This is a genomic window from Vibrio sabulosilitoris (genome assembly GCF_055391395.1).
Genome location: NZ_AP029601.1, coordinates 81310 through 93952, shown reverse-complemented (window position 1 = coordinate 93952; position 12643 = coordinate 81310). Strand labels below are relative to the sequence as shown.

11 protein-coding genes are annotated in these 12643 nt (G+C 45.7%); all 11 read left to right on the top strand.

Features of this window, described 5'->3' with window-relative positions; all coding sequences use genetic code 11:
- The first annotated feature begins 162 nt into the window (after positions 1-162).
- Positions 163-546, top strand: a complete 384-nt coding sequence (locus tag ACZ5R2_RS23315; protein ID WP_464900587.1) for a hypothetical protein — start codon at positions 163-165, stop codon at positions 544-546.
- Between the two features lie 68 nt (positions 547-614).
- Positions 615-917: a type IV conjugative transfer system protein TraL gene (locus tag ACZ5R2_RS23310; protein ID WP_464900586.1), complete on the top strand. Its 303-nt coding sequence runs from the start codon at positions 615-617 to the stop codon at positions 915-917.
- Between the two features lie 8 nt (positions 918-925).
- Positions 926-1666 carry a TraE/TraK family type IV conjugative transfer system protein gene (locus ACZ5R2_RS23305; protein ID WP_464900585.1) on the top strand — a complete coding sequence of 247 codons (741 nt, stop codon included), beginning with the start codon at positions 926-928 and terminating at the stop codon, positions 1664-1666.
- Positions 1667-1690: 24 nt separating this feature from the next.
- Positions 1691-2941, top strand: a complete 1251-nt coding sequence (locus tag ACZ5R2_RS23300) for a hypothetical protein (protein ID WP_464900584.1) — start codon at positions 1691-1693, stop codon at positions 2939-2941.
- Positions 2942-2949: 8 nt separating this feature from the next.
- Entirely contained in the window at positions 2950-4617 is a 1668-nt protein-coding gene (locus ACZ5R2_RS23295) for a TraB/VirB10 family protein (protein ID WP_464900583.1), read from the top strand.
- Positions 4617-5117, top strand: a complete 501-nt coding sequence (locus ACZ5R2_RS23290) for a hypothetical protein (RefSeq protein ID WP_464900582.1) — start codon at positions 4617-4619, stop codon at positions 5115-5117. Before ACZ5R2_RS23295 ends, ACZ5R2_RS23290 begins: the two co-directional genes overlap by 1 nt.
- Positions 5118-5119: 2 nt before the next feature.
- Positions 5120-5956, top strand: coding sequence for a hypothetical protein (locus ACZ5R2_RS23285; RefSeq protein ID WP_464900581.1), 837 nt, complete (start codon positions 5120-5122; stop codon positions 5954-5956).
- The gene (locus ACZ5R2_RS23280) at positions 5953-6639 is read left to right on the top strand and encodes a TraV family lipoprotein (RefSeq protein WP_464900580.1); all 687 of its coding nucleotides are present in this window, start codon (positions 5953-5955) and stop codon (positions 6637-6639) included. Before ACZ5R2_RS23285 ends, ACZ5R2_RS23280 begins: the two co-directional genes overlap by 4 nt.
- 225 nt (positions 6640-6864) lie before the next feature.
- A complete protein-coding gene (locus tag ACZ5R2_RS23275; RefSeq protein WP_464900579.1) occupies positions 6865-9489 on the top strand; it encodes a TraC family protein in 2625 nt (874 codons plus the stop codon).
- Positions 9490-9551: 62 nt separating this feature from the next.
- Positions 9552-10259 (top strand): HD-GYP domain-containing protein, encoded by a 708-nt coding sequence (locus ACZ5R2_RS23270; protein WP_464900578.1) that lies wholly within the window; start codon positions 9552-9554, stop codon positions 10257-10259.
- A 794-nt stretch (positions 10260-11053) separates the two neighbouring features.
- A complete protein-coding gene (locus ACZ5R2_RS23265; RefSeq protein ID WP_464900577.1) occupies positions 11054-12622 on the top strand; it encodes a ParB/RepB/Spo0J family partition protein in 1569 nt (522 codons plus the stop codon).
- Positions 12623-12643 lie beyond the last annotated feature (21 nt).

The window sequence follows — 12643 nt, the reverse complement described above, 5'->3', positions numbered from 1 at the left end:
GAACCTCTTCACAAAACTCGTTACGTATTCACCATTCCTCGAATCCGGGCGAGCATTCGATCAAGCTTGTTTTAAGCGTCGTTGGCACATTTTCGTATTTTTTACACCGCGAGTTGGTGTGCCTTCTCACACTCAAAATTTATCAAAATTAAGGGAATAACAATGAATATTATGAGCAATGCAGTTGAGTTCACTCAAGAGCAAAAACGTTTGATGACCATGGCACTAGTTGGAGTACTTTTCTTCCTAGTTTCACATTACGCGTTTGCTACCGCTGGTGGTTCAGATCTCGATGCAGCTTTTCAGGACTTCTGGGACGACCTAATCTCAATCGCTGAGGGTTACGGTGGCCGTATCATGATGATCTTGATGGTTGTTGCGGGTATCTACTTTGCTATCGGTAACCCGAACTTTATTGCATTCGCAGCATGTGTCGTTTGTATCCTTGTACTCGCCAACGTTTCTAGCATCATTGATTCGGCGATGGGTGCTTCTTTCGATGCTCTACCACAAATCTCTCAGATGCTATCTGTAATGCAGATGTAATCTGATTTTTTGTGATGGCAGGATGCCCACCAGGGTTTGAGCGTCATCCTATATTCATGGAATAGAATATGCACCAACAACTCCAACCAAATCAAGATCGAATCCCAATGCGTGTTAACGACCCAAAAATGGTCGGACCTTTTTCAGTTGAAGAGGTGGCACCGCTAGCCGTATCAGTTCTGATCGGCACGCTTATCGGCATAACCAACTACGCTCTAATCTTTGGTGTAATGCTCACCGTAGTTCAGGTCAAACTTGCTAAAAACTTCCCATCGGGCTTCGTTCTTCACTACCTCTGGTATCAAGGCTTTATTCCTTTGAAAGCAAGTAAATACCTTCTTGATCCAATCCGTCGTAAATATTATCAGTAGAGTTTCTTATGTTTAATCTTGGTGCTAAAAAAGCTGATCAGATATCTGGTCAGAGTGATGCTGCACATCACAATGATGATCTTACGCAGTTTGAGAAAATCCGCGCAAAGATCCTTGATACGGTCCCCGTCCTCAAGAACTACAATGGCGCTCTGGCTACTTCCAGTAAGCTTGGCACCATCTGCATACTGCAGACTCTTGTTATCTTGATGCTTGTTCAACACGTAGCTAATCGACCGATTACTCAGGTGGTTACGCCACCAAACTTTACTGAAGAGATCAGCATGAAGGGTGGTATCGCGTCCGAGAGTTACCAGACTGCATGGGCCATGTTCGTCGCTGACCAAATCGGTAATATCAACGCACAGCGTGCCGAGTTCACCAAAGGCGTTATTCGTCGAATGATCCCAGCAGCTCACTGGACTGAAGTTGATTCATTGATGACCCAGCAACTTCACCGACTAAAGCTCAAAAAAATTGAGGAGCGTTTTATCTCGAATGGCGTGACGTACGACCCTCGCTCAAGCCTGGTTTGGATCACCGGCGAAAAAGAGACAACCAACGTACGTACGGGCCAACCTAGCTCAGAGCTTTGGACATTTGAAATCAAGATCATAGCTGAGAACGGTTCACCACAGATCGTCCATCTACAACAGTATCCTGGCAAACCTACGATGCGTCGTCGTTCAAACGAGATTGCAGAGAAAGGTGGCAACTTCGAAAACACATTAGAAGCTCCAAGTGAGTAGGTCCAAGAGAGTTAGAAAAGCATTATGAAAAAAACACTACTTTCGACATTAATACTATTGGCTAGTTCTTCGGTAGCTCAAGCAAATCCTGAGAGCTTTTTGCCAGAAAACTTAACGGCACCTATCTCTGCAGGTAATTCGGCCAAAAAAGAGATCACCAAAGCTGAGTATGATGCACTTGACCAACTGATCTTAGAGCGAACAGCGCATAACCTACCAGTCGGCAACGAAGCCTTAAGAACCGGTGAGTTTCCCGAAATAGACCAGCAAGGCCGTCTGCGTAAAGCAGCTAGTAACATCAACCACAATGTTCAGCCAATGAAAGCGGATGATTACTCTCCGGTACCCTCAGGCAACAATGTTATTGATCCTTATCCGCAGTATTCATACACACCCGATCGCCAAGCTCAATCTCAGCAAGAAGCTGCCGATCCGATAGCATCCAAAGCGCGCGAGATTTACACTCCGACACCCGTGATACATGCCAAGCCTAATGATCCAGTGACAATGACAGTCGGCCACGGCCAATCAAACCGAATTGCGTTTAACTTTGACAACCTTGACATCCGTACTGCCAATACGGATGCGCCGATGCTAATTGATGGTGGCTTCCTCTATATAACACCGGTATCAGCAACCGAGCCTATCGCATTGATGGTTGGTGAACGTGGTCTACCAGAAAGCGCGGTTAACGTATTACTTTTGCCTGATGCTGTTCCACCAGTGATGGGCGAAGTTCATATCATGCTGTCACGTGACCTTAAGGCCAAACGCCAAAAGATTATCGATGATCATGAAGCAGAATTGAAAGTGGCTGAAGCCGAGCTGCACGAAATCAACAAGGCGCTTGAGCGTGGTGAAAGCCAGTTGCATACCAACTCTGATGCATACCAAGAGCGTATAGCAAACCTTCTTGTCGAAGTGGCCAAAGAGAATATCCCACAAGGATTTTCGTTAAAACTGTACGGCGAGGTCCCAGAGTCAGAACGCTACCCGTGTGACACAAGCAAGCTTGTCATGTTCCACGAGACCGTTATGCAGCTTGAGTCCTCACGCGAGATCATCGACATAGTTCGAGTTACTAACGATATCAATGGCTTAAGGTCGGTTGAGGATGAATACTGCATCTCACCAGGCGTATTTGCCGCTGCTACCTTCGAAAAATCGCATCTCGCTCCGGGTGAGAGCACTGAGATGTATGTGTTGCGTGATAAGCAATACACGAAACGTCTATTGCATGAGCGCAGCAACAAGCGCCCATCCGTTAAGAAGTAGGTGTCAAAATGCGCAATAAATTTACAGATAAACTCAAAGAACGTGTGACCAAACTCTTCGAGGCCGGTGCTGAAAAAGACCATGATCCTAATAGCTTTTGGGCTGATCCGAAAAAGCGAAAAGGTCTAATAATAGGTATCGGTGCCGTTTTCGTCATCTTTGCCGCGGGCTTTATGCCAGAGACTTCTGATCGCCTGCCGCGCAGCCAAAGAAACTACAGCTATGACTTTGGTATCCACGATCTTACTGAGGGCGAGAAAAACGCCCGTCCTGCTCAGATCTTTAGTGACCGTGGTGCTGACAAACTTGATATCCAATCGAGTCAGCAACTTCTCTCTGCCATGGAAGATGAAATGCGCGTCAAAGAGTCTGAGCTAGAGCGAGAGCGCAAGAACTTGAATGAGCGCGAAGAGCTTATGAACCAAGAGCTCGATAAACTCCACATGAGCAACCGTGAAGAGCTACGCTCATTGCGTCAAGAGACTGAAAAAAGCTTGATCGATCAGGAGATAGAGCACAAAGAGACTACTCGCGAAATCATCAATGCCTTGCTCAATGGCGAAGATCCAGGTGCTATCGATCCCGCTTTCAAGCTTAATGATGAGCAAAAAGCTGCATTCGCTGCTACTCAGGGGTATATGGGCTCTCGAACTGATCCAAACACTTTTGCTGATGTTGCGGTGATCGACCCAACTGGCCAGAACCGTGGTCAACACCAACAAACCATTCAAGGTACTCGACGTAATGTCGTGCGACCGGGTATCGGAGGCCAAGGTGGTATTCGAGTGCTGAACGACTCTGGTAACTACCGTGTTTCTACTGGCCAAACACTCGACATGAATAACCACAACTCTGTTTCTACACTGGCCAAGCAGCAACAAGGTAGCAACACACTGGCCGTTCCACGTGACGTCTTTGCAGAGCTTGAGGAAGCTAGATCGCAGTTACGAGAAAAGCGCCAATTGGAATGGAGAGCTCAAGAGCAAGAGGAAACCGTTCGTCGCGAAGAGAAAGAACGCGCTGAAAACACAGTGCCTCTTACTGCTGGCTCCATTCTTTCAGGTACATTGATGAATGGTATGTACGTACCGACCGGTAGCTCTGCAAACAACGAGCCAATTCCTGGCATATTTCGTATCAAGCGCGAAGCTCTAATGCCGAACTACAACGTTAGTGCAGAAGTGGTTGAATGTGTCATCGTCGCAGCTGCAAAACCAGCCATTGAGAGTATCCGCGTTAACTTCCGAGCTAGTGCGATCACCTGTATTAGAGAAGATGGTACAGCTACCGAGGATAAGATCATGGCCGTGTCTAGTGGACCTGATGGTACGACCGGCGTTCCGGCAACTCTGATCAGTCGAAATAGCGACATGCTGATGAAAACTGCCACTGCAGGTTTCCTAGAGGGTTTAACCGATATTTTCTCTCAGACCTCTCTTGAAATTAACAGTGATGATGGCGTCTACGCTATCAGTGGCTCCGATCTAGCAAGATTGACAGGTAGTGCCGCGCTCGGAGGAGCCGGTGATGCAATGCAACGTCTTGCTGACTATTTCATGGACATCGCTGACAAGATGCAACCGACACTCAAAGTTTCTGCTGGTATCGAAGTTGATTTCTTAGTCACCTCACTGTCTGTTCTTGATTTCAATAAAGAAAGTGTGAAGGTACGATAATGGCTGAACAAAAAGAAAATAACGAAGTTAATCAATCTGTTGAGCCTGGCACTAGCCCACCTCAAGAGCGTAAACCATCGCGAATAAGCCAATTTTTTGTGGCCATTAGTGAGCGACCTTTTCTTGCAGTAATGACTGTTGTTCTTTTGATTGTCATCGGAATTTTCTACAGAAAAGATGTCTATTTGGAAGATAACCTTGTTTACGCTTTCGAACGCATCGAAGAGCTTGAGAAACAGTTAGAGAATAGTAACGACCTTTCAGGCTACACCAGAGTCGCGGTTATTGCATTTGAACCAACAATTAAATCTTGGCAAAAGTACGACCCTACTGGTCAGCAAATCCGCGTGCTTCTGGACCGGACCATTAGAGCCTACAACGAGGCAGGTTATGTGATCATAGATTCTGACTCGGTTGTTGGCGGCCTAGGTGGAGCAAAATTCATCAATCTTTCACCATCAGAGTTTCTTGATGAAGACGGAAATATGAAGGCTAACTAAATATGAAATTACTTAAACTTTCAGCTTTGGTTGCAAGCGCCGTGCTTAGTTTTAACGCTAGTGCTGATACAGATCCACTACTCGACTCTATTCGAAATTCACAGCAAGGACAGCTTGCAGAGTTTTTGGGACCGGGTGCTGACTTAGCACAGTGGACCGCAAACTTGCCGCCACCAGCTGGCCTGATTGCTATCAAGCTCAAAACCAATCAGTTTATGATCATGGATATGCAGATGCGTTATGCATTTTACGCTAACAGCATTTTTGACATAGCCAATAATCGCCAAGTGATTGAGGCTGACGACTTCAATAAAATGTGGCATATCAACGGCGACAGCATCATCGAGTCTGACCTACCTATCTTTAACTTCGGTGTGGACAAACTAAGAGCTGATTTTACGGTGATGCTGATGGCAGCTGACAGTGATGCTACAAAAGCGACGATTGGGTTCATCAAAGAGCACATGTCTGATTACCGCATCGACGTGCTCTTGATTGGCTCTGAGAATCGGGAGAGCCTCACTGCCGCCGCCAATCTATATTGTGCTGAAGACCGCGTGGCAGCTAAAGAGCGTCTTCTGAACCTTGAGTTTCCTGTAGCAAACGATCCGTCTACTCACCTTAAGCAAATCCTAACATGTAGCCCAGAGAGCATATTGCACGCTATTCAAGTGGCCGGAATGTATGGAGTGAAGCGCCTACCATTTAGCTACAACGCGAACGGAGCGTGGATCTACGGCTTACCTGATGACATCCCAGAATTTGTAAAAGCAACTGAAATGAATCGCGCACACATCCAGATGGTTGGCGACATTGTTAATGAGGTTAATGGAAAATGAACTTTCGTAAACTAACTCTTGCAGCAGCATCTGTTGCATCACTAACGCTATCTGGCTGTTCGGTATTTACTGTCGGCGAAGAGCCACCTGAGTGTGCGGTCAACACCGGCGGTGTTGACTGTGTTAGCGCGAGACAAGTATGGGCTGCAACCGACACATACTCAAACCTAGAGGGTTTAACTGCCGACGAAGTACGCCGCGAAGCAGCAAAAAATGATCCAGGCTCTGATAAGAGTAATACCGCAACAGGAACTGGCATAGCAGCAATGAACCTTGGTGGAGGCGCTGTAACACCGCCCCCTTCTGCCGAGGAAAGGGCGGAAGCTTACGGACGCTTCCAAGAAGAGAGGCTTCATTTACCTAGCCCAGATCCACTTGCAGTACGCGAAACACCAAAGATCCTTCGTATTACCGTTGCTCCGTACACTAACGAAAATGATCACTTAGTTATGCCCTCTCAGCTGTTCGCAGAGGTTGAGCAGAGAACATGGACAATCGGTACGCAAGCTACAAAACACACTAACCGAATCACCCCTACAAATATTCGTTCACAATCAGCGAGTACATCACAGCTAAGCAGTGACACACCACGTGATGCGGGTGGCATGGGCATCGATGTCCGCCAACAGCCAAAAGAGTTTGATTTTGAGGGAATTATCCCGAACGTCAATCAGCCAAAGTAATTTAAACGAGGGCAGATTAGCTCTGCCCTTCTCACCTGCCATGTCGAGGATATACGGCCTTTAAGCAATACGCTCCCCATCTGATGTAATCAACGGCATAGGCAAGATGCCTAGACCCTTGTATTAGCCACACCAGTGCGGGCAAACCTGGTCCTCGCAAAAAATAAGCAGACTCAGAGATTTTTTATCGGAAGACGATCAGTAGGATAAAGAGGAACCACGGATATGGGTATAAATTCCAGACCGGATCTTTACGGTGATACACTACCATACCTAAGCTACATTCCTGAAATGGAGAGCTTTTTGATGGATGGTGGAGGCCTGATGGCAGCTTTTGTCTGTCAACCGCTAACCGGTGTTAATAGCGATGTACAGAACGCGCTAGAGGATCTATTTAAAAATGATTTCCCTACGGACATGTTCGTTCAGATTAGCATGTTCGCATCACCCGACATCAAACCAATTCTAGACAACTTCGAGGCCATTCGCGGTCAGCGTAGTCCACAGCGCGATACATCCGATCTACTTGACTCTGTAGCAACGGAATATCTCCATTTCCTTGATAAAAAAACTATGGAGCCGCTGACTGAACAAGGTCAAATGCTGATCCGAAATTTTGAGGTTTGGGTGACCTTAACGCTCCCAACCAAAGAATTGCAGCCAAGTGCGCGTGAGATTAAAACCTTCATGGCCAAGCGAACGGCTCTAAAGGGTACACTAGAAGCTATCCACCTGCATCCTACTGAGATGAACGGAGAAATGTTCCTTCATCGTATGCAAGTCTTGCACAACTGGAGCCCCAACTCTGGCTGGCGGAAGCGCCCAATGCGCTTTAATGCGTCACAGCCTCTACGCAACCAGGTGCTTGATAAAGGCTCTAAAGTGCAGGTATACCAAGAAGGTATTGAGCTCGGGAACACCGAAGACAAAAGCCTTCCAAAAGATGGCAAGTTTGTTCGACTACTGTCTGTACTCAAATATCCGGATGTGATGACCTTTGGCCAACTCTATTCGTTGGTCGTCGACTGGCAGAAAGGTCAAGCCGGCATACGCGTACCTTTCCTGATGTCACTAAATATCCACTACCCTGATCAAATAAAGCGTAGAGATCAGTTCTTGAAAGATAGAACCTACGTCAACCACATGGCGTCAACGCCATTCGCCAAGCACATCGAACGTATTTTGTGGCAAAAGCAGGACTACGACGAGTTTAACAACGCTATCGAACGGTCCGGCGCGCAGTTCACTAACTCGTACCTGCAAATCGCTCTTTTCTGTGACGATCGTGCTCATGGTGATGATGTCGCGCAAGCGGTCAAGTCACACGGTGCTCGTACCTTCTGGACGCTGACCGATGATCGATATTTCTGTGGTCCTCTATTCAAAGCGGCACTGCCGGGGGGCCAGTCACTAGAAAATATGCGACTGCTCCAACGCTATGACTGTTTCCCTTCAAACGTTCTCAAACATCTTTGCCCGATCGTGAGCGCGTGGAAAGGAAACGGTGCAAATGATCCAGTTTTTCCGATGGTTACGCGAGAAGGTCAGCTGTTCATGTGGGACCCTTTCGTAAGTGATGGCAACTTCAACATTGCGGTGGCTGCTGCCAGTGGAAGCGGAAAGAGTTTCTGGGCTAATGCCTTGCTGACTCACCTACTCAGCTCGGGAGAGCGAGACAATCGACGACTTGTGTACCACGATGAACAAACTAAACCGGTGCACGCGCTTCAGAAGCATGACGCATCACGAGTCTTTATCATTGACGTTGGTCGCTCGTATATGAAACTGGCTGAGATCATGGGTTCTGGTGCACAGTTCATCCTGTTCGACGACAACTTCCAATACAGTCTTAACCCGTTCCGCTCAATAACGGAGTTCGAAGGTGCTGAAGGCCAGTCCGATATGCTTATCAGTCTGATCAGCTATATGTGTGCTCCTGAATCTACACTTACGCAGTTCCAGAGCTCAGAAGTCGCCAACATCGTAACGGCAGTGTGGAAGAAGTACGGGAACGAGGGCAGTATCGACCGCGTTGCTGAAATGTGCGAAGAAAGTAAAGATCCGCGTATCAACGATTTGGCACGCCAGCTCAAACAGTGGTGTAAGGGCGGCCAGTACGGTAACTACTTCCGAGACGATCGCCCGCCAATTGATTACCACGGCAACTTCATCGTATTTGAGCTTGAGGAGCTAAAGAGTAAAAAAGTCCTACAAAGGGCTGTACTGCTTCAATGTATCAGTAGTATCCAATACGAGATGTTCTTGACCGGCAAGGATAAAAAGAAGCTGTTCATTTTAGATGAGGCGTGGGAATTTCTTTCGGATGACGACGGCGGCTCTCATTTTATACGTGCCTTCCTAGAAGCCGGTTGGCGTCGATTCCGGAAAACCCGAGCTGCCGGTGTCGCCATCTCGCAGTCGGTCAATGACTATTACAAATCGTCAGTTGGCGAGGCAATCATCGCGAACAGTCAGTGGAAAGTGCTGTTACGACAGGAGCCAGAGCAGATTGACCAACTCCAGTCTTCCGGGAAATACTCCGGTGATGAGCAGGACTTCATGCTGCTTAAATCGCTTCACACCAAGAAAGGTGAATATTCGGAGATCTTCATCCGGGGGTCATCCGGTGCACAGGTCGTGAGACTCTATGTAAGCCGTAAGATGCAGCTACTATTTACAACAGATCCTAAAGAGCTCAACCAGATAGACAAATACAAGCAGTCTGGCCACAGCATCGCAGATGCAATTGAGCAGGTGCTTGTTGAGGAAGGCCATCGCAAGAGCAAGAGTGGCAACAAAAATCGCAATGCACATTCGCCTGATGATATTTTAGAGTCCATCACTCTCTAACCACCTACGGGCGTGACCGGTGTGTCACGCCTTAGATTGAAACATTAAACAGGATTAACGCAATGAATATACTATTCGGCGAACCGATGCCTGAAGCTACATCAAAGCAGGTAGACCAGGTTGAGGACACGCTGATCGAGATGTTGGTATCGTTGTGCTCAATGATCGAAACTCCACTCGTGGATACTGTCTACAGCCACAATCTTCGATGCGGCGAAATAGCCTCCATATTGTTAGCCAACATTGACGTAAGAGAACTGTCGGAAGAAGACCGCGCATTGTTGCAAAGTAACCCCAAGGTCATTAAGTACATGGTGGCAGCGTGCCAAATGCATGACATTGGAAAAGCTCAAACACCGAGTCACTTACTCATGCAGCCGTCTCGCTTGACCGATGCTGAAATGAATATGATCAAAGAGCACACCACTCACCCTACTACGATGATGTTCGACAAAATCTCTCGCAGAGATAATCTCTTTGTCACCATCGTAGAGGACTGTGTTCGATATCATCACGAAACGTACAATGGCGTTAACGGATACCCGGAAGGTATAGTTGGTGACAATATCCCACTCGTGGCTAGAGTTATGGCATTGATCGACACGCTAGATAACCTGGTTAGGAAAACCGTTTACTCTGAGCCAATGACATTTGATAAAGCCAAAGCTATTGTTGTTTCTAACTCAGGTGTCAGGTTTGATCCCAAAATTGTAAATGCACTTCTCAAAGCAGAAGAAAGTGTACGCACTGTTTTCGATAAGTTTCAGTAATCTGACAGGCAAAGAGAGTGTGATTTTTATCCCAAAGTTGTCTCATAGTTAGGAATTATTTCAAATTGTTTAACGAGACAACTTTCCTTTTCTTAGCCTGTCTTCATTTAAGAAAAATCAAAGTCTAAAACTTTGACGTCGTGCCAGAAAATTTAATGTACTTTTCTGAATTGATAGTAATTTGACAGACTACGATTGAAAGTTGCCGCTGCTTTTGTTGCAATATGGCTACTGAATAAATAGATAAAGCGTACTGTAATCTCCAGTTCAGACACATTTTGCAAGAGTTTATGCTTCAAGTTGAGTATAAAAAAAAGATTCATTCTATGATATGCTTTGCTCTAATTAGTAAGTTTACTATCAGTTACAGAGAAACCACTGATTTGGTTTTAGCATAATCATAAAGAAAAGAAACTATAAGTACTTTGATATTTGGTCGTTTAATTAGCAATGGACGTTTGCGATTGAATGGCACATTTGACACAAAGCTTACTTTGATCCGAACTTTGGATAACTTGTTAGATAATTGTATCCTGCTATAGTGATATCTGTAGTGTTGTGGCTTTTTCGCAACTTGTTGTTCTTTTTGGGAACTTATGTGTTACAGATTGGGTCGAAAAGAAACCAGTGACTTTAACACGCACGCAGCATACATACTAAAAACAGATATATCTCATTCTGCGAAACAGTGTTTCGTTGATATACCAATCATTTACATACCTCTCGTGAGCGAATGGAATTCAGCCAGGTATGGATGCTTGATGAACGAGTAACAGACAATTAGGAACTGTTAAATGAATACACACGTACCAAATGGCCAACGGACCTCTGCTGGTGGCCATAGAACTGCGAGTCATTTCAACAAAAGAGATGGGAATCGGGCTCCCAAGAACTCTGAGCCGAAGCGCGGCTTAGATAACTCGAATAAAGATGTCTTTGCTGATCTGGCACGCGAGGCGAATTCATCCGTTGCACTAAGGTTTTTCCAAGGATCGAGTTCTGAGCAGCCGATGACGGTAGGTTTTTCACTAAAAACACTATCACCAGAAGAAGTAGCAACCCACGTTCGTATCTCGCCGTTTAATCCTCGACATGCTGACGAGGGTGCTAAAGATATCATGCCTCTTGCCAAGGATATTCGAAAAAACGGCCAAATTGAGCCTGTATGGGCCCACGAGCGCGATGGTAAGTACTATGTGCTGAATGGCTCACGTCGAACGTTTGCGACGCAATACCTTGGCGCACCGCTCGTCCTCCTGATCACTAAAGCTCGACTTAAAGACTCGCAGCTAAAGATCATTGCAGAAAGCCTTGCCAACACTAAAGAACTGTCTCTGGTTGAGAAAGGCGCTATTTTTGCGAATATGATGGCCGCTAAACCAGACATGAAGCTCGATGACATTGCTGCAGCAAAATCGGTAAGTCGAACTTTGGTCAGTTTGGCACTTAAAGCTCATTTTTTACCAGACTATTTGAAAAATCCATTTAACTCACCAACGAGCATAGGGAAGCCAACTATCCTTAAGCTCAACGAGATCCATGAAACAGTCCGCGCTGCGAAAGAATCTGAAAACGACAATAAGCCTGAGGATTGTAAGCTCTCTGAAGCCGCTACACTTTTCCAGATTGAAGTATCAAGAATTAACGGAGATGATATCAAAGTTGATTTTGAAGAGAGAGAAAGAGCCAAACTTAAAAAAACTCATGATCGAAAAGTAGATAAACTTAGAAAGGCTTATGAGACTAAAGTCGCTAGAATCAAGAAACAGGCTGAGGAAAACAATACTTCTCTGCCGACTATTAGAGACTTTTGTCCTATCAAGGACGCCCCGGCATTTAGTTATGAAGGGATTAGCGAAACAAAGCTAAACAGTTTGGTACTAAAGAAGATCGTAAGTACTTTTAATAAATCGACTCTTTCTAATTTACTTAACCAAACTCAAGAAGAACCAAATGCTTCTAACTCAGAGAGTTCTGATGCTATTACCGAGAATGATCTCGATGCCGATGTTATTGATATCCGAACCTCTCGGATTGTTGCGGGTCATAAGTTTGATGGTAAAGTGAGTACGTTCAGCGTTAAAAACCTCTCTAAACCGGCCAAAGATGTAATGGTAGATGTTCATCGTGGGGCTGTCAAAAGCTTTACGGATGCTAGATCGAAAATGTCAGAGGAAGAAAAAGCTGTCTACAAAGATTTCCTTAAGCTGATCGGTAATGTTGAATACGGTAAAGATATGACATCAAAAGAGAAAGGCAGATATGCCAATATCTTTATGAACATATTACAAGAGGCTCGTGAATCTGAAAATGAGGAACAAGTTGGTAAAACTGATCAAATTGATAAGCAAATGGTGCAATAGCCGCGCCATTTAGATCTAAAG

What these genes read in the sequence shown, in the direction of transcription:
- ACZ5R2_RS23315 (WP_464900587.1), top strand. Translation starts at nt 163, where the DNA reads ATGAATATTATGAGCAATGCAGTTGAGTTCACTCAAGAGCAAAAACGT.
- ACZ5R2_RS23310 (WP_464900586.1), top strand. Translation starts at nt 615, where the DNA reads ATGCACCAACAACTCCAACCAAATCAAGATCGAATCCCAATGCGTGTT.
- ACZ5R2_RS23305 (WP_464900585.1), top strand. Translation starts at nt 926, where the DNA reads ATGTTTAATCTTGGTGCTAAAAAAGCTGATCAGATATCTGGTCAGAGT.
- ACZ5R2_RS23300 (WP_464900584.1), top strand. Translation starts at nt 1,691, where the DNA reads ATGAAAAAAACACTACTTTCGACATTAATACTATTGGCTAGTTCTTCG.
- ACZ5R2_RS23295 (WP_464900583.1), top strand. Translation starts at nt 2,950, where the DNA reads ATGCGCAATAAATTTACAGATAAACTCAAAGAACGTGTGACCAAACTC.
- ACZ5R2_RS23290 (WP_464900582.1), top strand. Translation starts at nt 4,617, where the DNA reads ATGGCTGAACAAAAAGAAAATAACGAAGTTAATCAATCTGTTGAGCCT.
- ACZ5R2_RS23285 (WP_464900581.1), top strand. Translation starts at nt 5,120, where the DNA reads ATGAAATTACTTAAACTTTCAGCTTTGGTTGCAAGCGCCGTGCTTAGT.
- ACZ5R2_RS23280 (WP_464900580.1), top strand. Translation starts at nt 5,953, where the DNA reads ATGAACTTTCGTAAACTAACTCTTGCAGCAGCATCTGTTGCATCACTA.
- ACZ5R2_RS23275 (WP_464900579.1), top strand. Translation starts at nt 6,865, where the DNA reads ATGGGTATAAATTCCAGACCGGATCTTTACGGTGATACACTACCATAC.
- ACZ5R2_RS23270 (WP_464900578.1), top strand. Translation starts at nt 9,552, where the DNA reads ATGAATATACTATTCGGCGAACCGATGCCTGAAGCTACATCAAAGCAG.
- ACZ5R2_RS23265 (WP_464900577.1), top strand. Translation starts at nt 11,054, where the DNA reads ATGAATACACACGTACCAAATGGCCAACGGACCTCTGCTGGTGGCCAT.